This is a genomic window from Kosakonia sp. YIM B13571, assembly GCF_042788095.1.
Taxonomy (GTDB): Bacteria; Pseudomonadota; Gammaproteobacteria; order Enterobacterales; family Enterobacteriaceae; genus Kosakonia; species Kosakonia quasisacchari.
Genome location: NZ_JBHZPL010000014.1, coordinates 80,612 through 102,099, shown reverse-complemented (window position 1 = coordinate 102,099; position 21,488 = coordinate 80,612). Strand labels below are relative to the sequence as shown.

The 21,488-nt window shown below is 55.1% G+C and carries 24 protein-coding genes and 1 tRNA gene; 19 read left to right on the top strand and 6 right to left on the bottom strand.

Features of this window, described 5'->3' with window-relative positions; genetic code table 11:
- Position 1: 1 nt before the first annotated feature.
- Positions 2-78: transfer RNA gene (locus tag ACFX4O_RS22310), tRNA-Met, on the bottom strand.
- Positions 79-284: 206 nt separating this feature from the next.
- Here ACFX4O_RS22310 and mltA point away from each other — a divergent pair.
- Together mltA and tcdA are read left to right on the top strand one after the other, a co-directional pair.
- A complete protein-coding gene (mltA, locus tag ACFX4O_RS22305; RefSeq protein ID WP_380211198.1) occupies positions 285-1,388 on the top strand; it encodes a murein transglycosylase A in 1,104 nt (367 codons plus the stop codon).
- A gap of 66 nt (positions 1,389-1,454) precedes the next feature.
- Positions 1,455-2,267, top strand: a complete 813-nt coding sequence (gene tcdA, locus ACFX4O_RS22300; protein ID WP_020455040.1) for a tRNA cyclic N6-threonylcarbamoyladenosine(37) synthase TcdA — start codon at positions 1,455-1,457, stop codon at positions 2,265-2,267.
- Here the strand turns inward: tcdA and csdE are convergent.
- Together csdE and csdA are read right to left on the bottom strand one after the other, a co-directional pair.
- Positions 2,252-2,701: a cysteine desulfurase sulfur acceptor subunit CsdE gene (gene csdE, locus ACFX4O_RS22295; protein WP_380211199.1), complete on the bottom strand. Its 450-nt coding sequence runs from the start codon at positions 2,699-2,701 to the stop codon at positions 2,252-2,254. The genes tcdA and csdE overlap by 16 nt on opposite strands.
- Positions 2,698-3,906 carry a cysteine desulfurase CsdA gene (gene csdA, locus ACFX4O_RS22290; protein WP_380211201.1) on the bottom strand — a complete coding sequence of 403 codons (1,209 nt, stop codon included), beginning with the start codon at positions 3,904-3,906 and terminating at the stop codon, positions 2,698-2,700. Before csdA ends, csdE begins: the two co-directional genes overlap by 4 nt.
- A 192-nt stretch (positions 3,907-4,098) precedes the next feature.
- On the opposite strand from csdA, the gene ACFX4O_RS22285 reads away from it, so the two are divergent.
- From ACFX4O_RS22285 to rlmM, 4 genes are all read left to right on the top strand, one after another.
- Positions 4,099-4,326, top strand: coding sequence for a YgdI/YgdR family lipoprotein (locus ACFX4O_RS22285; protein ID WP_017457702.1), 228 nt, complete (start codon positions 4,099-4,101; stop codon positions 4,324-4,326).
- Positions 4,327-4,677: 351 nt separating this feature from the next.
- Complete coding sequence (gene gcvA, locus ACFX4O_RS22280) at positions 4,678-5,592, top strand: glycine cleavage system transcriptional regulator GcvA (RefSeq protein WP_131408319.1); 915 nt, start codon at positions 4,678-4,680, stop codon at positions 5,590-5,592.
- 40 nt (positions 5,593-5,632) lie between these two features.
- Entirely contained in the window at positions 5,633-6,028 is a 396-nt protein-coding gene (locus tag ACFX4O_RS22275) for a DUF423 domain-containing protein (RefSeq protein ID WP_020455036.1), read from the top strand.
- Positions 6,021-7,121, top strand: a complete 1,101-nt coding sequence (gene rlmM / locus ACFX4O_RS22270; protein ID WP_131408317.1) for a 23S rRNA (cytidine(2498)-2'-O)-methyltransferase RlmM — start codon at positions 6,021-6,023, stop codon at positions 7,119-7,121. Before ACFX4O_RS22275 ends, rlmM begins: the two co-directional genes overlap by 8 nt.
- A 118-nt stretch (positions 7,122-7,239) precedes the next feature.
- On the opposite strand, the gene ACFX4O_RS22265 is transcribed toward rlmM, so the two are convergent.
- Positions 7,240-8,274, bottom strand: coding sequence for an aminopeptidase (locus tag ACFX4O_RS22265; RefSeq protein ID WP_380211204.1), 1,035 nt, complete (start codon positions 8,272-8,274; stop codon positions 7,240-7,242).
- Between the two features lie 236 nt (positions 8,275-8,510).
- On the opposite strand from ACFX4O_RS22265, the gene cysG reads away from it, so the two are divergent.
- The 13 genes from cysG (at position 8,511) to rpoS (ending at position 19,802) form a co-directional block, all read left to right on the top strand.
- On the top strand, positions 8,511-9,926 hold the full coding sequence (gene cysG, locus ACFX4O_RS22260; RefSeq protein ID WP_380211318.1) for a siroheme synthase CysG: 1,416 nt from the start codon (positions 8,511-8,513) through the stop codon (positions 9,924-9,926).
- A 9-nt stretch (positions 9,927-9,935) separates the two neighbouring features.
- Positions 9,936-10,844, top strand: a complete 909-nt coding sequence (gene cysD / locus ACFX4O_RS22255; protein WP_380211205.1) for a sulfate adenylyltransferase subunit CysD — start codon at positions 9,936-9,938, stop codon at positions 10,842-10,844.
- Between the two features lie 9 nt (positions 10,845-10,853).
- Positions 10,854-12,281, top strand: coding sequence for a sulfate adenylyltransferase subunit CysN (cysN, locus tag ACFX4O_RS22250; protein WP_380211207.1), 1,428 nt, complete (start codon positions 10,854-10,856; stop codon positions 12,279-12,281).
- Positions 12,281-12,886: an adenylyl-sulfate kinase gene (gene cysC / locus ACFX4O_RS22245; protein WP_131408311.1), complete on the top strand. Its 606-nt coding sequence runs from the start codon at positions 12,281-12,283 to the stop codon at positions 12,884-12,886. The genes cysN and cysC overlap by 1 nt, the downstream gene beginning before the upstream one ends.
- 111 nt (positions 12,887-12,997) lie before the next feature.
- Entirely contained in the window at positions 12,998-13,327 is a 330-nt protein-coding gene (locus tag ACFX4O_RS22240) for a DUF3561 family protein (protein WP_131408309.1), read from the top strand.
- 161 nt (positions 13,328-13,488) lie between these two features.
- A complete protein-coding gene (ftsB, locus tag ACFX4O_RS22235; protein ID WP_097401560.1) occupies positions 13,489-13,827 on the top strand; it encodes a cell division protein FtsB in 339 nt (112 codons plus the stop codon).
- Between the two features lie 19 nt (positions 13,828-13,846).
- Positions 13,847-14,557 carry a 2-C-methyl-D-erythritol 4-phosphate cytidylyltransferase gene (gene ispD / locus ACFX4O_RS22230; protein WP_380211211.1) on the top strand — a complete coding sequence of 237 codons (711 nt, stop codon included), beginning with the start codon at positions 13,847-13,849 and terminating at the stop codon, positions 14,555-14,557.
- Positions 14,557-15,036 (top strand): 2-C-methyl-D-erythritol 2,4-cyclodiphosphate synthase, encoded by a 480-nt coding sequence (gene ispF, locus ACFX4O_RS22225; RefSeq protein WP_131408305.1) that lies wholly within the window; start codon positions 14,557-14,559, stop codon positions 15,034-15,036. Before ispD ends, ispF begins: the two co-directional genes overlap by 1 nt.
- Entirely contained in the window at positions 15,033-16,082 is a 1,050-nt protein-coding gene (gene truD / locus ACFX4O_RS22220; RefSeq protein ID WP_380211213.1) for a tRNA pseudouridine(13) synthase TruD, read from the top strand. The genes ispF and truD overlap by 4 nt, the downstream gene beginning before the upstream one ends.
- On the top strand, positions 16,063-16,824 hold the full coding sequence (surE, locus tag ACFX4O_RS22215) for a 5'/3'-nucleotidase SurE (protein WP_131408300.1): 762 nt from the start codon (positions 16,063-16,065) through the stop codon (positions 16,822-16,824). Before truD ends, surE begins: the two co-directional genes overlap by 20 nt.
- The gene (locus ACFX4O_RS22210) at positions 16,818-17,444 is read left to right on the top strand and encodes a protein-L-isoaspartate(D-aspartate) O-methyltransferase (RefSeq protein ID WP_017457717.1); all 627 of its coding nucleotides are present in this window, start codon (positions 16,818-16,820) and stop codon (positions 17,442-17,444) included. Before surE ends, ACFX4O_RS22210 begins: the two co-directional genes overlap by 7 nt.
- A gap of 166 nt (positions 17,445-17,610) precedes the next feature.
- Positions 17,611-18,684, top strand: coding sequence for a murein hydrolase activator NlpD (gene nlpD / locus ACFX4O_RS22205; RefSeq protein WP_235855210.1), 1,074 nt, complete (start codon positions 17,611-17,613; stop codon positions 18,682-18,684).
- Between the two features lie 125 nt (positions 18,685-18,809).
- Positions 18,810-19,802, top strand: a complete 993-nt coding sequence (gene rpoS / locus ACFX4O_RS22200; protein WP_002442472.1) for an RNA polymerase sigma factor RpoS — start codon at positions 18,810-18,812, stop codon at positions 19,800-19,802.
- A gap of 64 nt (positions 19,803-19,866) precedes the next feature.
- On the opposite strand, the gene ACFX4O_RS22195 is transcribed toward rpoS, so the two are convergent.
- Positions 19,867-20,232 (bottom strand): DUF4440 domain-containing protein, encoded by a 366-nt coding sequence (locus tag ACFX4O_RS22195; protein ID WP_380211216.1) that lies wholly within the window; start codon positions 20,230-20,232, stop codon positions 19,867-19,869.
- Positions 20,229-21,437, bottom strand: a complete 1,209-nt coding sequence (locus ACFX4O_RS22190) for an MFS transporter (protein ID WP_380211218.1) — start codon at positions 21,435-21,437, stop codon at positions 20,229-20,231. Before ACFX4O_RS22190 ends, ACFX4O_RS22195 begins: the two co-directional genes overlap by 4 nt.
- Positions 21,438-21,488 lie beyond the last annotated feature (51 nt).

Genomic DNA, 21,488 nt, shown 5'->3' with positions numbered 1-21,488 from the left:
TTGGTTGCGGGGGCCGGATTTGAACCGACGACCTTCGGGTTATGAGCCCGACGAGCTACCAGGCTGCTCCACCCCGCGTCCGTGGATGCGCACTATACTCTGCAAACGTATTGATGCAACCTTTTTTTTGCGTGGATCGCATAATTGACGGGATTGTGTGTAAAAACAATACAATCCGTTTATTTTTTGCACTAAATTAGCGCCGAGTAGTGCTGGCGCATTTCATTAGCGGGTGGGGTTTGTTATCTTCACCCCGCTCCGGGTTAATCAGAAGATGAGAGATAATGAAAGGACGTTGGGTTAAGTTCGCACTCACAGGCGCAATGGTGGCAATCCTCGCAGCCTGCTCTTCAAAACCGACCGATCGCGGTCAACAGTATAAAGACGGAAAATTTTCCCAGCCTTTTTCCCTGGTCAATCAACCTGACGCCGTAGGTGCGCCAATCAATGCCGGAGACTTCTCCGAGCAGGTCAATCAAATTCGCAGCGCCTCACCGCGCCTCTACGGCAGCCAGAGCGGCGTGTATAACGCGATTCAGTCGTGGCTGATGTCCGGTGGCGATACGCGTAATTTACGCCAGTACGGTCTCGACGCCTGGCAAATGGAAGGCACTGACAACTATGGCAACGTGCAATTCACCGGTTACTACACGCCGGTCGTACAGGCGCGCCATACACGCCAGGGCGAATTTCAGTACCCGATTTACCGTATGCCGCCTAAACGCGGTCGTCTGCCGTCCCGCGCGGAAATTTACGCCGGCGCGCTCAGCGAAAGCTATGTGCTGGCGTACAGCAACTCGCTGATGGACAACTTTATTATGGATGTTCAGGGCAGCGGTTATATCGATTTTGGCGACGGCAGCCCACTTAACTTCTTCAGCTATGCCGGGAAAAACGGTCACGCTTATCGCAGTATCGGCAAAGTGCTGATCGACCGGGGGGAAGTGAAGCGTGAAGATATGTCGATGCAGGCGATTCGTGAATGGGGCGAAAAACATAGCGAATCGGAAGTCCGCGCGTTGCTGGAAGAGAATGCGTCATTCGTCTTCTTTAAACCGCAATCCTGGGCACCGGTAAAAGGAGCCAGTGCAGTGCCGCTGATTGGTCGTGCGTCTGTCGCTTCTGACCGGTCGATTATTCCGCCGGGCACGACGTTGCTGGCGGAAGTGCCGCAGCTGGATAATAACGGCAAGTTCAATGGCAAATATGAACTGCGCCTGATGGTGGCGCTGGATGTCGGCGGTGCAATCAAAGGCCAGCACTTCGATATTTATCAGGGCATTGGCCCGGATGCGGGTCACCGCGCCGGATGGTACAACCATTATGGCCGCGTATGGGTGTTGAAAAACGCCCCCGGAACCGGCGCTGGCGGCGTGTTCAGCGGTTGAGTATGCTACACTCGCCCCTCTTCAGGACCCGGAAGAGGGGCTTTCGTTTCATCTTGAGGTTTGTTTATGTCAGCAGTAATCAGTGACGCCTGGCGCCAGCGTTTTGGCGGTACCGCGCGGTTGTATGGTGAAAAAGCGCTGCAATGGTTTGCCGACGCGCATATCTGTGTGGTGGGCATTGGCGGTGTCGGTTCGTGGGCGGCAGAAGCGCTGGCGCGTACCGGCATTGGCGCGATCACGCTGATTGATATGGATGATGTCTGCGTCACGAACACCAACCGGCAAATCCACGCCCTGCGTGAAAATGTGGGGCTGGCAAAAGCCGAGGTGATGGCGGAGCGTATTCGCCAGATAAACCCGGAGTGCCTGGTGACGGTGGTCGATGATTTTGTCACTGCCGATAACGTTGCACAGTTGATGAACCGTGATTACAGCTATGTGATTGACGCTATTGACAGTGTGCGCCCAAAAGCAGCGCTCATTGCTTATTGCCGACGCAATAAGATCCCGCTGGTGACGACCGGCGGCGCGGGTGGGCAGATCGATCCGACCCAGATCCAGGTGAGCGATCTGGCGAAAACCATTCAGGATCCGCTGGCGGCGAAACTGCGCGAGCGGTTAAAAAGCGATTTTGGCGTAGTCAAGAACAGCAAAGGCAAGCTGGGCGTGGATTGCGTATTTTCCACCGAAGCGCTGGTTTACCCGCAGGCTGACGGCTCCGTGTGCGCAATGAAAAGCACGGCGGAAGGGCCAAAACGTATGGATTGTGCTGCCGGTTTCGGTGCGGCGACGATGGTAACCGCGACGTTTGGATTTATCGCGGTCTCCCATGCGCTGAAAAAACTGATGGCGAAAGCGGAGCGTCAGGCCAGCGCCTGACGGGCTGCATTCTGCACGGCGGCCGCCAGCGCCGTCAGCCCCTGGCTACGCGATGCGCTAAGCTGGGTGCGTAACCCCAACTCATCAAACAGCGCCAGTGGATCGTGATTCACCAGCGTTTCCGGGGATTTTCCTTCTACGGCGGTCAGCAGAACCGCCAGCAACCCGCGTACGATGCGGCCTTCACTGTCGCCAAAAAAGTGCATTTTTCCGTCCGCGCTGAGCGTGGAACCCAGCCAGACACGGTTTTCGCAGCCGGGAATTTCCCGCGCCTGCGCTTTTAATTCATCCGTTGCTGCGGGTAACTGCTTACCAAGCAGGATCAACTGGCGATACTTCTCTTCCCACTGATTGAGTGCGCCAAATGTCTGGCGCAGTGTCTTTTCGGTTACTACCGTGCCGAACGGATGTCCGGCAAAAGCAGGGCTGGTCATGCATCCCCCAGAATGTCGAGCGCGCGATCAACGGCACTGATCAGCGCATCAACATCGTGTTGCGTATTATAAGGGGCAAATGAAGCGCGCAGCGTACCATTGACACCCAGCGCCGCCAGCAACGGCTGAGCGCAGTGTTGACCGGCACGCAGCGCGATGCCGTAGCCGGCAAGTAGCGTCACCATATCGCTATGGTGAATACCGTCAAAATCGAAAGCTAACAGGCTGGAATCCTGGCAGCGGAACGAGCGGAAACCCGGGCGCTGCGCCAGTTGCTCCTCTGCAAGCGTGGCTAACCCACGGCTGTAGCTCTCCGCCTGGACGATATCCAGCGTATCCAGCCACTCGAGCGCGGCGCTTAAACCAATCACCCCCGCGACGTTAGGCGTCCCGGCTTCCAGTTTGTACGGCACCGGTTGCGTGGTGAATCCATCAAACGTCACTTCGGTAATCATCTTGCCGCCGCCGAGCCACGGTGTCATTTCATTGAGCAGTTCCGCTTTGCCATACAGCGCACCGATGCCGTTTGGCCCATACAACTTATGGCCGGAGAAGGCATAAAAATCGATATCCAGACGCTGCACGTTCGCCGGGAAATGCACCACGCCTTGTGCGCCGTCGACCACCACGACCATGCCTGCCGCGTGTGCCAGGGTAATGGCGCGTTCCAGATCCGGGCAGCCGCCAGTGACGTTGGACATCTGTCCGAGCGCCAGAATGCGGCTACGCGGGGTAATTAACTGCGGTAATTGCGCGATATCCGGTAAGTGATCTGCACCCAGCGGTAATTTCACCACCTTTGCGCCCGTTTGCTGCGCGACCATCAGCCACGGTACCAGGTTCGCGTGGTGTTCCGCTTCACTGACGAGGATTTCATCCCCGGCTTGCAGACGCGGGCGAGCGTAGCATTGCGCGACCATATTGATGGCTTCAGTGGTGCCGCGCGTCCAGACGATATTTTTCCCGGAGGGCGCGTTTAGCAGGGCGGCAACCTGTTCGCGCGCGGCTTCATAGCGGGCGGTGAGCTGCTGCGCCTGCGCGAACTGGCTGCGATGCACGTTGCCAGCGCTCAGGCTGTAGAACTGTTGCGTGGCGTCAATCACGGTTTGCGGCTTCAGAGCAGTGGCGGCGCTGTCGAGATAGACACCCGCATCGGCAAGCGCCGGAAACTGCGCGCGAAAGTGCGCTGGGTTAAATGCGTTCATGCGATTCCTCATCTAATTACCAAGATCGTCGCGCAATTTTTCGGTCGTAGCAAGGCAGTTGATAACCATCGGAATTGTCTGTTTGTCCTGGCAGAGTTCAGTAAGCAGGTTATGCTGAATAGTGTTAGTTAATCGTTCGAGACTCTTCCACGAAGAGTATTTCACAGCATTAATTGCCAGAAGGAGAAGAAGATGAAAAAGGCTGCCGCAATTATTTCTGCATGTGCTTTTGCTTTTGCCCTGAGCGCCTGTTCCAGCCCGAACTATGCATTACATACCAACGACGGTCGTACGATTATTTCGGAAGGTAAACCGAAAACCGACGATCAGACCGGCATGATCTCTTATAAAGACGCCAACGGCAATGAGCAACAGATCAACCGTACCGACGTTAAAGAGATGGTCGCGCTAGAGAAATAACCCTGATTTCAGGCAAAAAAAAGCACCGCAATCTTGCGGTGCTACATTAATCACTATGGACAGACAGGGTAAATGTACAGGAAGTGAAAAAGGGGTAGCGTCGCTACCGGGGTCTGAATAGCAGACCAAATTGCAAACACAACAACACAACATCACAACCGTAAGCCAAAAGCCCTTCAGAACACGCATTCCAAAAAAAGCTTCTCGTTCCGGCTCAGGAAGTGCCGCCACTATAGGTATTTGCTGGTAGAAGCTCAACGGACAATTTATAATGGCTCAGATAAAAAAAACTAATAGGTTAAACACTGTTTCCTGTTTGTTAAATTGCCTTTACATCTAAGCCTGATAACCATGTCCAAGCGATTACCACCACTGAATGCATTACGTGTTTTTGATGCCGCTGCCCGCCATCTGAGTTTTACTCGTGCCGCCGATGAGCTTTTTGTGACGCAGGCCGCAGTAAGCCACCAAATCAAGTCCCTCGAGGATTTTCTCGGCCTGAAATTGTTCCGTCGACGTAACCGTTCGCTGCTGCTCACCGAAGAAGGTCAGAGTTATTTTCAGGATATCAAAGAGATATTTTCCCAGCTCAATGAGGCCACGCGAAAGCTACAAGCACGCAGTGCAAAAGGTGCGCTAACGGTGAGTTTATTGCCCAGTTTTGCCATTCAATGGTTGGTGCCGAGACTCTCCAGCTTTAACTCAGCTTATCCGGGAATCGACGTGCGCATTCAGGCGGTTGACCGGGAAGAGGACAAACTGGCGGACGATGTCGACGTGGCGATTTTTTACGGACGCGGCAACTGGCCTGGGCTGCGTGTTGAAAAATTGTACGCAGAATACTTGCTACCGGTGTGTTCCCCATTATTACTCACCGGCGATAAGGCATTGAAAACACCAGCAGATCTGGCGCATCACACCTTACTCCATGACGCTTCTCGTCGCGACTGGCAAACTTATACGCGCCAGTTAGGTCTTAATCTTAACGTTCAGCAGGGACCTATTTTCAGCCACAGCTCAATGGTGCTGCAGGCAGCCATCCACGGACAAGGGGTCGCGCTGGCCAACAACGTAATGGCACAGTCCGAAATTGAGGCAGGCCGTCTGGTCTGCCCATTTAATGATGTTCTGGTCAGCAAGAACGCGTTTTATCTGGTTTGTCATGACAGCCAGGCAGAACTGGGTAAAATAGCCGCCTTTCGTCAGTGGATCCTGGCAAAAGCGGCCAGCGAACAGGAAAAGTTCCGTTTCCGTTACGAACAATAATTCGCGCGCGTACGTCGCGTATGACTTTTAGGGTACTCACATGACCAGCCGTTTTATGCTGATTTTTGCCGCGGTAAGCGGTTTTGTGTTCGTCGCGCTGGGGGCTTTCGGTGCGCACGTTTTACGTAAATCTTTGGGCGTGGTGGAGATGAGTTGGATCCAGACCGGGCTCGAATATCAGGCGTTCCACACGCTCGCGGTGCTTGGGCTTGCGGTGGCGATGCAGCGCCGCATCAGCATCTGGTTTTACTGGAGCAGCGTTTTTTTGGCGTTCGGCACCGTGTTGTTTAGTGGCAGCCTTTATTGCCTGGCGCTCTCGCATTTACGCCTGTGGGCGTTTGTTACGCCAGTCGGTGGCGTCTGTTTTCTCATCGGCTGGGCATTAATGTTAGTTGGCGCAATTCGTCTGAAACGTAGGGGCGTTGTTCATGAATAAAGTGGTGTTGCTGTGCCGCCCAGGTTTTGAGAAAGAGTGCGCAGCCGAAATTACCGATAAAGCCGGGCGCCTTGAGGTGTTCGGTTTCGCGCGTGTGAAAGAGAACGCGGGCTACGTTGTTTTCGAATGTTACCAGCAGGACGACGCTGACAAAGTGGCACGCGAGCTGCCGTTCAGTTCGCTGATTTTTGTCCGTCAGATGTTTGTCGTCAGTGAACTGCTGCGCGACCTGCCGCCGGAAGATCGCATTACACCGATCGTCGGCATGCTGCAGGGTGTCGTGGATAAAGGCGGCGATCTGCGTGTCGAAGTGGCCGATACCAACGAAAGCAAAGAGTTGATGAAGTTTTGTCGCAAGTTTACCGTTCCGCTGCGCAGTGCGCTGCGTGAAGCGGGTATCCTGGCGCGTAGCGATTCACCGAAGCGTCCGGTCGTTCATGTGTTCTTTATTGCGCCGGGCTGCTGTTACACCGGTTATTCGTATTCGTTTAACAACTCGCCGTTCTATATGGGCATCCCGCGTCTGAAGTTTCCATCCGATGCGCCGAGCCGTTCAACGCTGAAACTGGAAGAGGCGTTCCACGTCTTTATTCCGGCAGATGAGTGGGACGAACGCCTGGCAAATGGTATGTACGCGGTCGATCTCGGTGCGTGCCCTGGTGGTTGGACCTATCAACTGGTGAAACGCAACATGTGGGTGGCTTCTGTGGATAACGGTCCGATGGCGCAAAGCCTGATGGATACCGGCCAGGTGACCTGGCTGCGTGAAGATGGTTTCCGCTACCGACCAAACCGCAACAACATCTCATGGATGGTGTGCGACATGGTGGAGAAACCGGCGAAAGTCGCCGCACTGATGGCGCAGTGGCTGACCAATGGCTGGTGCCGGGAAACCATTTTCAACCTCAAGCTGCCAATGAAAAAGCGCTACGAAGAAGTGTCGAACAACCTGGCTTATATTCAGGCGCAACTGGATGAACACAACATTTCCGCACAGATCCAGGCGCGTCAGCTGTATCACGACCGCGAAGAAGTGACGGTACATGTGCGCAGAATGTGGGCTGCAGTAGGCGGGCGTCGCGACGAGCGCTAGCTGCCAGTTCGTCCGGCTATCTTATGTATCCGGACGATGCGCAAAAGCCTTTTCGTTTCGGCTCTTGCGCACAGGGCGGGTTCGGAGAATCTGCACGATAACGCCAGCAATGCTGGCGTTAATTTTTGGTGGTTTTCGCCAGTTCGCTCACCAGCGGCAGCATGATTCGCACCACGTCGCGGCTGCGGCGTTCAATGCGCCCCGGTAGCGCCTGGTCGATATACTGTTGGTTATCCAGCCGGGCATTATGGTGGCTCACGCCTTCCGGGAAGGTTTTGGATTTGGCGCGCTGCTGGTTGCCGTCTTTCAGACCCAGCGACCAGTTTGTCGCTTCCACCGACAGCACCGGAATAGACGCCTGATCAAACACCTGCGCATCATTAGCGCTGTGGTTGCTTTTTGTGGTTGTGACCGGAGCGCTCATCGCCAGAATCCCGTGCGAACGGGCAATCGCCAATGCCCGATCCCGCGTCAGTTTGCGCACTGAAGCCGGGGTGTTTTTCCCGCTATTAAAGTAGAGCTTGTCGCCAACGATCAGGTTATTCATGTTGATCACCAGCAGCGTGTTTTTGCGCTCTTTGTCGGTCATTCGCGCGAGATAGCTCTCTGCGCCAAGCTGGCCTTCCTCTTCGCCGCTGGTGGCGACAAAACGAATACCGTATTGTGTTGGCGTCTGCTTCAGCGCTTGCGCCAGCTCAAGCATTACGCCCACTGCTGCGGCGTTATCATCCATCCCCTGCAGTGTTAAACCGCCAAGGTTGTTGTCGACATCCGCATCGCTGCGCGGCGCGTAGGTATCGAGGTGCGCCATAATAATGATCTGCTGCGGCAGTTTGCCTTCATGCGCGGCAATCACCGTGCTGCCGGTAACGTTTTGCCAGTTCTGCTGGTTATCTTTCGCTGTATAGCGGTAACGGGTTTTGAATTTGCGGATATCGCTCTGGTAGCCCATTTGTTCAAATTGTTGCTGAACATAGTCCGCCGAGAGCATTTCGGCGGGGGTGCCGGTCATACGTCCTGGGAACAGGGTGGCAATGTGACGCGCCTGCTCAGTAGCAAAGTCGCCGGGTTGAGACGTCCGGGCAGAAACCGGGAGGATAAAGCATACGCCGAGCGCCAGGGCAGCGGTACGGAGGCGCAATGCGGAAAACATAGTGAGTCCTTTAAGCAGCAGAATTTTTACCGCGCTTAGTATGAAACTGTGACCCGCTTTACACAATTTCATTTCTTCTTAACCTTCCGAAAATACTGATGTTAAGCACTTTTTGATATTTGCTTTGCACAATCGTTATTCCTTTGCGGAACTACTCATTCCAATTCGTAATTTCATTCGTTCTAAACCGCCCCCTATAGTCCCTCTATTGCTGGTCTTGAGTGAGTTACTGCGTTGTGGATTACCTGCCGTTATTTGCTGCTGTAAAAGACCGCCCCGTTTTAGTGATTGGCGGCGGCGAAATTGCCGCGCGCAAGATTGCCTTTTTGCGTCGGGCTGGCGCTCATGTGCAAGTGGTGGCGAAACAGCTGGAACCGCAGTTGCAGCAACTTGCCGATGCGCAATCGCTTCACTGGCTGGCGACCGAGTTTGACGAATCACAGCTGGACACGGTTTTCCTGGTGATTGCCGCCACCAACGATTCGGCGCTGAACCGCCGGGTGTTCGACGCCGCCAATGCGCGTCATCGGTTGGTGAATGTTGTGGACGATCAGCCGCTGTGCTCCTTTATTTTCCCGTCGATTGTCGATCGCTCGCCGTTGCTGGTGGCGATCTCTTCCGGCGGCAACGCACCTGTGCTGGCGCGGTTACTGCGTGAAAAGATTGAAGCGCTGCTGCCGGGAAATCTCGGGCGCATGGCAGAGGTTGCCGGGCGCTGGCGGACGCGCATCAAAGCGTTTCGCCGTACCACCGATGAGCGGCGTCGTTTTTGGGAAACCGCTTTTCGCGGGCGTTTTGCCAGCCTGATGGCAGCGGGTAACGAACCGGCAGCGGAAAAAGCGCTGGAAGCGGAACTGACTCAACCAGGTTCAAGCGGCGGTGAAATCATTCTTGTCGGTGCCGGGCCAGGCGATGCCGGACTGCTGACATTGCGGGGTTTGCAGGTTATCCAGCAGGCAGACGTTGTGTTTTATGACCACCTCGTAAGTGATGCAGTGCTGGAGCTGGTGCGGCGAGATGCCGAGAAAGTTTGCGTCGGTAAACGCGCTGGCTCGCACGCAGTGGCGCAGCATGATACCAACCGCATGTTGGTGGAAGCGGCGCGCGAGGGGAAAACGGTGGTGCGCCTGAAAGGCGGCGATCCGTTTATCTTCGGACGCGGCGGTGAAGAGCTACAGGCCGCCGCTGCGGCGGGCATTCCCTTCCAGGTGGTGCCGGGCGTTACTGCGGCATCGGGTGCGACAGCTTATGCAGGCATTCCGCTGACGCACCGGGATTTTGCCCAGAGCGTCACCTTTGTAACCGGACATTATAAAGCCGACAGCGCGCCGTTTGACTGGTCGCAACTGGCGCAGAGTCGCCAGACGCTGGCTATCTATATGGGCACGATGAAAGCGGCTGAAATCAGCGAACAACTGATTGCCCACGGACGCGACAAAACCACGCCGGTGGCGGTGATTTCCCGCGGTACGCGCGCGGATCAACAGGTGGCCACCGGCACATTAGAACAACTTGAGGAACTGGCGAAAGCCGCGCCAATGCCTGCCCTGTTGGTGGTAGGTGAGGTGGTTGGGCTGCAGCGTGAACTCGCCTGGTTCCAGCATACGACAGCGACGGATGCGTTTGGCGCTTCCGTGATTAATCTGGCTTAAGGAATGGTTATGGATCAAAAACGACTCACTCATTTGCGACAACTGGAGGCGGAAAGCGTCCATATCATCCGCGAAGTGGCCGCCGAATTTTCCAACCCGGTGATGATGTATTCCATCGGCAAAGATTCCAGCGTGATGCTGCATCTGGCGCGCAAAGCCTTCTACCCAGGTACGCTGCCGTTCCCGTTGCTGCACGTTGATACCGGCTGGAAATTCCGTGAGATGTACGAATTCCGTGACCGTACCGCAAAGGCCTATGGTTGCGAGTTGCTGGTGCATAAAAACGCGGAAGGGGTGGCGATGGGGATTAACCCGTTCGTACACGGCAGCGCCAAACACACCGATATCATGAAAACCGAAGGGCTGAAGCAGGCGCTGAACAAGTACGGTTTTGATGCGGCGTTTGGCGGCGCGCGCCGTGACGAAGAGAAATCGCGAGCCAAAGAGCGCATTTACTCCTTCCGCGATCGTTTCCACCGCTGGGATCCGAAAAACCAGCGCCCGGAGCTGTGGCATAACTACAACGGCCAGATCAACAAAGGCGAAAGTATTCGCGTATTCCCGCTCTCTAACTGGACCGAGCTGGATATCTGGCAGTATATCTTCCTGGAAAATATCGACATTGTTCCGTTGTACCTGGCGGCTGAACGCCCGGTGCTGGAGCGCGACGGCATGCTGATGATGATCGACGATGACCGTATCGATCTGCAGCCCGGTGAAGTGATCGAAAAACGGATGGTGCGTTTCCGTACGCTTGGTTGCTGGCCGTTGACCGGCGCGGTGGAATCAAACGCACAAACGCTGCCGGAGATTATCGAAGAGATGCTGGTTTCAACGACCAGTGAACGCCAGGGGCGCGTGATTGACCGCGACCAGGCCGGCTCCATGGAGCTGAAAAAACGTCAGGGATACTTCTAAGGAGCCGCCATGAACAACACAATTGCACAACAAATTGCTAATGAAGGCGGCGTCGAAGCGTATCTGCATGCCCAGCAGCACAAAAGCCTGCTGCGCTTTTTAACCTGCGGTAGCGTCGATGATGGCAAAAGTACATTGATCGGCCGCCTGCTGCATGATACCCGCCAGATCTACGAAGATCAGCTCTCTACGCTGCACAACGACAGCAAACGCCACGGTACTCAGGGCGAAAAACTCGATCTCGCACTGCTGGTGGATGGCCTGCAAGCAGAGCGCGAACAGGGCATTACTATTGATGTGGCGTACCGCTATTTCTCCACAGAGAAACGCAAATTTATCATCGCCGATACACCTGGGCATGAGCAGTACACCCGTAATATGGCGACCGGCGCGTCAACCTGCGATCTGGCGATTTTGCTGATCGATGCGCGCAAAGGTGTGTTGGATCAAACGCGCCGTCACAGCTTTATTTCCACGCTGCTCGGCATTAAGCACCTGGTGGTAGCCGTCAATAAAATGGACCTTGTTGACTTTAGCGAAGAGACGTTCGACAACATTCGTCAGGATTACCTGACCTTTGCCGGGCAACTGCCGGGCAACCTCGATATCCGCTTTGTGCCGCTGTCGGCGCTGGAAGGGGATAACATCGCCAGCCAGAGCGCGAAAATGCCGTGGTACAGCGGCCCGACGCTGCTGGAAGTGCTGGAAACCGTAGAAATCCAGCGCGTTGTGGATACGCAGCCGATGCGCTTCCCGGTGCAGTATGTGAACCGCCCGAACCTCGATTTCCGGGGGTTCTCCGGGACGCTCGCTTCTGGCGTGGTGAAAGTCGGCCAGCGCATTAAAGTGCTGCCGTCTGGCGTTGAATCATCCATCGCCCGCATCGTGACCTTTGATGGTGATTTACAGGAAGCCGCAGCGGGCGAAGCCATTACGCTGGTGCTGAAAGATGAGATCGATATCAGCCGTGGCGACTTGATTCTGGATGCGCAGGAAACGTTGCCAGCGGTGCAGGGCGCATCGCTGGATGTGGTGTGGATGGCGGAACAGCCGCTGCAACCGGGCCAGAGTTATGACATCAAAGTGGCTGGCAAAAAAACACGTGCCCGTGTTGATGGTATCCACTACCAGGTGGACATCAATAATCTGACGCAGCGCCAGGCAGAAACGTTACCGCTTAACGGCATTGGTCTGGTAGATCTGACGTTTGACGAACCGCTGACGCTGGATGCTTATCAGCAGAACCCGGTGACCGGCGGCATTATCTTTATTGATCGCCTGAGTAACGTGACCGTTGGCGCAGGAATGGTGCGTGACGTTTATGTCCAGCAGCCGGCCAGCACGTCCGAATTCAGCGCATTTGAACTGGAACTGAATCAACTTATTCGTAAGCACTTCCCGCACTGGGGCGCCCGCGATCTGCTGGGAGGCAAGTAATGGCACAGCATGACGAAAACGTCGTCTGGCACGCGCACCCGGTGACGCCAAAAGCGCGTGAGCAACTCCACGGTCACCGTGGGGTTGTGCTGTGGTTTACCGGCCTTTCCGGTTCGGGAAAATCCACTGTCGCAGGGGCGCTGGAAGAGGCGCTGCACCGCGCGGGCGTCAGCACCTATTTACTGGATGGCGACAATGTGCGCCACGGGCTGTGCAGCGATTTGGGGTTTAGCGACGCCGATCGCAAAGAGAATATCCGCCGCGTGGGCGAAGTGGCTAAATTGATGGTTGAAGCGGGGCTGGTCGTGCTCACTGCTTTTATCTCGCCGCACCGTGCCGAGCGGCAAATGGTGCGCGAGCGCCTGGGCGAAGGGCGTTTTATCGAAGTGTTTGTTGATACGCCGCTGGATATCTGCGAAGCGCGCGATCCTAAGGGGTTGTATAAGAAAGCGCGTGCCGGTGAACTTCGCAATTTTACCGGCATTGATTCGGTTTACGAAGCGCCTGAATCCCCGGAAGTACATCTGGACGGCGAACAATTGGTAACAAATTTGGTCAGCCAATTATTAGACCTCCTCCGGCGGGGCGATATTATCAGATCCTGAGACGGTACTGGCGATACACGCCATTTTCAGGTTTTCCCGGCGTTGATGTTTACGCCACCTGAATCAGGGCATGTATCTCCGTTACCGATCGTACAGGCAACAGGATCAGATATGCGCAACAGTCAGAACATCACCATTCCACGGTCGCAGGCGATGACGACCACTACCGACGAAACCACCACATGGTCGTTCCCTGGAGCGGTTGTGGGCTTTGTCGCTTGGCTGCTGGCGCTCGGCATCCCGTTTATGATTTACGGCTCCAATACGCTTTTTTTCTTTCTCTACACCTGGCCTTTTTTTCTCGCGCTGATGCCCGTAGCCGTCGTGGTCGGCATTGCGCTGCATTCGCTACTTGATGGCAAGCTGCTTTACAGCAGCGTGGCGACACTGTTGACGGTGATCGCCATGTTCGGCGTGCTGTTTATGTGGCTGATGGGTTAACCCTTCTCATACGTCAAACCGTAACGCTCATTAAGGCAATGTGTCTGGCTACGGATCGCCGGACATTTATGGTAAAGTCTGGCGCTTGTGCGGCATCACCCGGCTGGAGTGGAGTCTGACGAAAAGTTATGGGATGATGATGCCGTTTTTCAGGGGGCAGGATGGGTAAACTAACGCTGCTATTGCTGGCTTTACTGGTCTGGCTACAGTATTCGCTGTGGTTCGGCAAGAATGGTCTGCATGATTACGGCCGCGTCAGCGAAGATGTGGCGGCACAGCAGGCGACTAACGCTAAATTAAAATCGCGTAACGATCAGCTTTTCGCCGAAATTGACGATCTCAATGGCGGCCAGGAAGCGATTGAGGAACGCGCTCGCAACGAATTAACGATGACCAGGCCGGGCGAAACATTTTATCGTCTGGTGCCGGACGCCTCAAAGCGCGCGTCGGGCTCAGTGCAAAACACGCAAAATACACAAAATACGCAGAACAGACCTTAAATAATCCCGGACTCACGACATGTCAGCAATGATCCCGGACGTCTGTGCCGTGGTGCCGGCCGCCGGATTTGGCCGCCGCATGCAAACGGAATGTCCTAAGCAATATCTCTCCATCGGTGATAAAACCATTCTTGAGCACGCGGTTGCCGCGTTGCTCGCTCATCCGCGCGTTAGCCGCGTGATTATCGCGGTCAGCCCTGGCGATGAACGTTTCGCGCAATTACCCCTTGCAGACCATCCGCAAATCACCGTGGTGAATGGCGGCGCAGAGCGTGCAGATTCCGTACTGGCAGGCTTGAAGGCCGCCTCGGGCGTACAGTGGGTGCTGGTGCATGATGCCGCGCGGCCTTGTCTGCATCAGGATGATTTAAACCGCTTGCTGGCGCTGAGTGAAACCAGCCGCGTAGGTGGAATTCTTGCCGCTCCGGTGCGCGACACTATGAAGCGCGCTGAACCCGGTAAAACCGCAATTGCTCACACCGTTGAGCGCAATGACTTATGGCATGCGCTAACACCGCAGTTTTTCCCGCTGCCGCTGCTGCACGACTGCCTGACCCGCGCGCTGAATGAAGGCGCTTTGATTACTGATGAAGCTTCTGCGCTGGAGTATTGTGGTTTTCACCCGGAGCTGGTCGCCGGACGTGCGGATAATATTAAAGTCACCCGACCCGAAGATTTACGACTTGCAGAATTCTACTTGACCCATGCAGACCTCCAGGAGAAAGCATAATGCGTATTGGACACGGTTTTGACGTACACGCCTTTGGAGGCGTTGGCCCGATTATCATTGGCGGTGTGCGCATTCCCTTCGAAAAAGGCCTGCTGGCTCACTCCGATGGTGATGTTGCGCTGCATGCGTTAACTGACGCGCTGCTGGGTGCGGCGGCGCTTGGCGATATTGGCAAACTGTTCCCGGATACCGATCCGGCGTTCAAAGGAGCAGACAGCCGCGCGCTGCTGCGTGAAGCCTGGCGGCGCATTCAGGCTAAAGGCTATACGCTTGGTAACGTCGATGTCACCATCATCGCGCAGGCACCGAAAATGTTGCCGCATATTCCGCAGATGCGCGTATTTATCGCTGAAGATCTCGGCTGCCATATGGATGATGTCAACGTCAAAGCCACCACCACCGAGAAACTTGGCTTTACCGGTCGCGGCGAAGGTATCGCCTGTGAGGCTGTCGCGCTGTTGTTGAAGGCGGCGAAATGACAGAGTTTGATAACTTGACATTTTTGCACGGCAAACCGGCGGCAAGTGGCGTTCTGAAAGCCAACCCGGAAGATTTCGTCGTGGTAGAGGATCTTGGCTTTGAGCCTGATGGTGAAGGCGAGCATATTCTGGTACGGATCCTGAAAAACGGCTGCAACACGCGTTTTGTGGCTGATGCGCTGGCAAAATTTCTTAAAATTCACGCGCGTGAGGTGAGTTTCGCCGGGCAAAAAGATAAACACGCTGTCACTGAACAGTGGTTGTGCGCCCGCGTGCCGGGTAATGCGATGCCCGATCTCAGCGCATTTCAGCTTGAGGGCTGTAAAGTGCTGGAGTACGCCCGCCACAAGCGCAAGCTGCGTCTCGGTGCGCTCCAGGGCAATGCGTTTACGCTGGTGCTGCGCGAGGTAAGCGACCGTGCGGATGTTGAGGCGCGTTTGCAGGCCATCGTGGAGAAAGGTGTACCGAATTATTTCGGCGCTCAGCGCTTTGGCATCGGCGGCAGCAACCTGCAAGGCGCACTTCGCTGGGCGCAGAGCGATGCGCCAGTGCGCGATCGTAATAAGCGCAGTTTTTGGTTGTCGGCAGCGCGCAGCGCGTTGTTTAATCAAATCGTCAGTGAGCGGTTGAAAAAAACAGACTTTAATCAAGTTGTTGACGGCGATGCGCTACAATTAGCGGGGCGCGGCAGCTGGTTTGTTGCAACCCTTGAAGAGCAGGCGGAACTGCAAACGCGCGTTGAGGCAAAAGCGCTGATGATTACCGCGTCGCTACCGGGTAGCGGTGAGTGGGGCACGCAGCGCGACGCGCTGGCGTTTGAACAACAGGCGGTTGCTGATGCGCCTGAATTACAAGCTTTGCTGGTGCGGGAGAAAGTCGAAGCAGCGCGCCGCGCGATGCTGCTCTACCCGCAAAAGTTGTGCTGGAACTGGTGGGATGACGTCACCGTCGAATTACGGTTCTGGCTTCCGGCGGGCAGTTTTGCCACCAGTGTCGTCAGGGAACTTATCAACACATCGGGTGATTATGCGAATATTGCTGAGTAACGATGATGGGATCCACGCGCCAGGTATCCAGACGCTGGCAAAGGCTCTTAGAGAGTTTGCCGACGTTCAGGTCGTCGCTCCCGATCGTAACCGCAGCGGTGCGTCTAATTCACTGACGCTTGAATCCTCGCTTCGTACTTTTACCTTTGAAAACGGCGATATCGCCGTCCAAATGGGCACGCCGACCGATTGCGTTTTTCTGGGCGTTAACGCGCTGATGCGTCCGCGCCCGGATGTGGTGGTGTCTGGCATTAATGCCGGGCCGAACCTTGGCGATGATGTTATCTATTCCGGTACGGTTGCTGCCGCGATGGAGGGGCGCCACTTGGGATTCCCGGCGCTGGCGGTGTCGCTTAACGGGCATACGCATTATGAAACCGCCGCAGCAGTAACCTGTTCGATCTTACGTGCTTTAAACCGCGAACCGCTACGAACCGGCCGTATTTTGAATATTAACGTCCCGGATCTGCCGCTGGATGAGATCAAAGGCATTCGCGTTACGCGCTGTGGTAGCCGCCATCCGGCGGATCAGGTGATTCCACAGCAAGATCCGCGCGGTAACACACTCTACTGGATTGGCCCGCCTGGCGAGAAATGTGATGCCGGGCCGGATACCGATTTCGCTGCCGTTGATGAAGGCTATGTTTCCGTGACGCCGCTGCATGTGGATTTAACCGCTTACAGCGCGCATGATGTGGTGTCGGGTTGGTTGGATCGTGCCGGGGTGGACAGGCAATGGTAAGCAAACGCGTACAAGATCTTCTCAATCAATTACGCGCGCAGGGCATTAAAAACGAGCAGGTGCTTGAGGCGTTGTCGCAAGTGCCGCGCGAGAAATTTATCGACGAGGCGTTTGAACACAAAGCGTGGGATAACGTCGCGTTACCTATTGGTCAAGGGCAAACCATTTCGCAACCCTATATGGTGGCGCGAATGACCGAGCTGCTGGAGCTGACGCCAGCCTCGCGGGTGCTGGAAATTGGCACCGGTTCGGGGTATCAGACCGCGATTTTGGCGCGTCTGGTGCATCATGTTTGCTCGGTTGAACGCATCAAAGGGTTGCAATGGCAGGCGCGTCGCCGCCTGAAGCAGCTTGATTTGCATAATGTTTCTACTCGTCACGGTGATGGCTGGCAGGGGTGGCAAGCTCGTGCGCCGTTTGACGCCATTATTGTGACCGCTGCACCGCCGGAAATCCCGGCTGCACTGATGTCGCAGCTTGATGACGGCGGTATTCTCGTTTTGCCCGTGGGCGATGAACTCCAGCATTTAAAGCGGGTTCGTCGGCGGGGAAGCGAATTCATTATCGATACCGTTGAAGCCGTACGCTTTGTTCCGCTGGTGAAAGGCGAGCTGGCCTGAGAAACAGAGTTTTCCTGGGTTTTTCAGGCAATAACAGCGTATGGTGAGCACATTTGCCGTAAACGTTCGCGGTTATCTTTAAGTCATTGGTAATTTACATATTGTTGGGGGATAAATGAGCGCGGGAAGCCCAAAATTAACCGTAAGCCGTGTGGCGGCATTGTCGCTGGTTTCACTTTGGCTGGCAGGGTGTTCAAATTCCACTAATGCTCCGGCCCCGGTCAGTTCCGTTGGCGGCATGAAGAGCGCCAGCAGTAATAATTCCAGTTCCGGTATGTTAATCACGCCGCCGCCAAAACTTGGTACGTCCGCGCAACAACCGCAAATTCAGCCGGTACAGCGTCCTGCCGTTCAGCCGACGCAGATCCAGCCTGTCGCACAACAGCCAGTTCAGACGATGAATGGTCATATCGTCTATAACCGCCAGTATGGCAATATTCCGAAAGGCAGCTACACCGGCGGCAGCACATACACCGTTAAGCGTGGCGATACGCTGTTTTATATCGCGTGGATCACCGGGAACGATTTCCGTGATCTCGCGCAGCGTAATAATGTTGCCGCGCCGTACAGTCTGGAAGTCGGGCAAACATTACAGGTTGGCAACGCATCCGGTACGCCAATCACTGGTGGTAACGCCATAACTCGGGCTGATGCTTCTGCGCAAGGAATCGTCTCAAAACCTGCGCAAAATTCAACCGTAGTGGTTGCTTCGAAACCGACAATTACGTATTCTGAGGATTCAGGTGAACAAAGTGCTAACAAAATGTTGCCGAACAATAAGCCTGCGACGATCGTCACAGCGCCTGTTACGGCTCCTTCTGTAAGCTCAACCGAACCGACTGCCAGCAGTACATCAACCAGCTCGCCGATTGCTTCATGGCGCTGGCCGACTGAGGGCAACGTTATCGACAACTTCTCTGCGACCGAAGGTGGCAATAAAGGTGTCGATATTGCGGGCAGTAAAGGACAGGCTATCGTCGCGACCGCAGATGGGCGCGTTGTATATGCCGGTAACGCACTGCGCGGTTACGGTAATTTGATCATCATAAAACACAACGATGATTACCTGAGTGCCTACGCCCATAACGACACAATGCTGGTCCGGGAACAACAAGAAGTTAAGGCGGGGCAAAAAATCGCTACCATGGGTAGCACCGGAACCAGTTCTACACGCTTGCATTTTGAAATTCGTTACAAGGGGAAATCCGTAAACCCGCTGCGCTATTTGCCGCAGCGATAAATCGGTGCAAAGTGGATGAAGTGCTCCCCATTTGAGCTGTTGCAGCGTGCGCAGATGCCGCTGCAGCCGGCAAAATGAGTAGTCTTCAGGTGCTTTGCCCAGGGATCACGGGTAGGAGCCACCTTATGAGTCAGAATACGCTGAAAGTTCATGATTTAAATGAAGACGCGGAATTTGATGAGAACGGAGTAGAGGCTTTTGATGAGAAAGCCTTAGTAGAAGAGGAACCCAGTGATAACGACCTGGCTGAAGAGGAGCTGTTGTCGCAGGGTGCCACCCAGCGTGTTTTAGACGCGACTCAGCTGTACCTTGGGGAAATTGGGTATTCCCCACTCTTAACGGCCGAAGAAGAAGTCTATTTCGCACGCCGTGCGCTACGTGGTGATGTAGCCTCTCGCCGTCGCATGATCGAAAGTAACCTGCGTCTGGTGGTGAAAATTGCCCGTCGTTATAGTAATCGTGGTCTGGCGCTGTTGGATCTGATTGAAGAGGGTAATCTTGGGCTGATCCGCGCCGTTGAGAAATTTGACCCGGAACGCGGGTTCCGTTTCTCAACGTATGCCACCTGGTGGATCCGTCAGACTATTGAACGGGCAATCATGAACCAAACCCGTACTATTCGTCTGCCAATCCACATTGTTAAAGAGCTGAACGTCTATCTGCGTACTGCACGCGAGTTGTCCCATAAGCTGGACCACGAACCGAGCGCAGAAGAGATTGCCGAACAGCTGGATAAACCTGTTGATGATGTCAGCCGCATGCTGCGTCTCAACGAGCGCATTACCTCAGTTGATACGCCGCTGGGCGGTGATTCTGAAAAAGCGCTGCTGGATATTCTGGCCGATGAGAAAGACAACGGTCCGGAAGACACCACGCAAGACGATGATATGAAACAAAGCATCGTAAAATGGCTGTTCGAACTGAACGCCAAACAGCGTGAAGTGCTGGCGCGTCGTTTCGGTCTGCTGGGTTATGAAGCGGCGACACTGGAAGATGTGGGCCGTGAAATTGGTCTCACGCGTGAACGTGTTCGCCAGATTCAGGTTGAAGGTCTGCGTCGTCTGCGTGAAATCCTGCAGACACAGGGGCTGAATATCGAAGCGCTGTTCCGCGAATAAGCATCATTTCACGACAAAAAGGCCGCTCGCAGATGACGCGGCCTTTTTTCTTTGCTTGTTGCCGTTACGCTGCCTGAGCCGTCTCATGCAAATGACGCCACAACACGCGCCCTTGCTGAAATTGAAACACCACCGTTGACCAGTGCACATGCTCGCCCTGCGTTTCCCGATAGCCTATTACCGCGCCACCATCCCACTCCGCCAGCGGTTCGATGTTATCGACAACAATCTTCAGCCCCGCACGGCCACCGCGTTGCGCCTGGAAGAAGCCGGCAAGAGTCGGGTAGTCCAGAGATGCGCCGGAAAGCGTCACCATGGAAAAGTTTTCGGCAAAGCGTGCCATCAATCCCTCCAGTTCACCTTCACCCCGGCTGAGCCAGTTTTCGATGGCGACATGTGCGTCAATAATTTCACTGATATAGGGCTTCATGGTTTCTCCTGATGCAGATAGTACAGTGTTTGCTGGTTATTCAGCCGCAGGGCGGCCACCAGCGGTAACAAGGAAAAGGCGGCGGCGGTATTAAACGTGCCGCGCCAGGCCAGTAAGGGGGGAAACAGATGCTGTAACGCGCTCAATACGAACGCCAGCAAGGTTGTCCCGAGGAAAAAACTCAGTTGCCGGTTAAGATTCCACAGCGCGCTGGCATCGGGCATCTCATGATGGGTAATCGTCAAAAAGGCACTGCTTTGCGCGGTGCTGCTGCACAAACTCCCACCTGCACCCATCAGCGTAAATGCCGCGATAACGACACTGGCAGGCGTCTGTGGCGTAACCCCCGTCAACATCAGGATCCCAACAGCCTGCAATAAACAGCCAGTGATGATTAATGGTCGTGGGCCAAGGCGGTTGAAATAACGGCCGCTAAAACAGATCGCGGCGAAAGACGCCAGCGACCACGGGATCATTAACGCGCCGGTCATTGCGGGCGACATCCCGGCGATGCGCTGCAAATAAAACATGCCTACCACACTCACACCGATGAACATCCCCGGCACGCAGAGATAAATCAGCATAGCGAAGCGCAGCAGCGAATTGCGCAGTAAGGATAGGTGCAGCAGCCGCGACGACCCGCTTGCCACTGGCTCGTCTTTTAGCCAGATGCACGCGAGCAGCAGCGTTAACAACGCAACAGGCAGCGTGGCGAAGAAAATCCAGCGCCAACTAAAAGACTCTACCAACACACCACCGATCGCCGGCGAGCAGGCGGGAGCCAGCAGCGCGACCAGCATCACAGCGGATGAGACTTTGGCGCGTTCATGGGGTTTAAATTGCTGCCAGGTTAACGCTTGCCCCACCGGTATCAGCAGCCCGCCGCCCATGCCTTGCAGCACACGCCAGAAAATGAGGTTCCCGGCAGAGTTGGCGCAGCCTGCCGCCATCGCCGCCGTGCTGAATACAATCAGTGAAAAGATAAAGATCCGTCGTGCGCCAAAGCGTCTGGTTAGCCGTGCACTAAACGGGATCGCCAGCGTTAAACCGGCGATATACCCGTTGCTGACCCATGCCAGAGTAGAAACAGAAGCTTGCAAGCTAACCGCCATCGCCGGAAACGCCACGCTGGCAATAAACATGTTGATTAAGTCGAGAAAAAAGCCCAGCAGATACACCACCGCGACCTTGTTGCGATACACCATTTTCTGTCCTCCAGTGTGGAGGCGTAATGTAGCGGGGCGATGGGGCGGGAT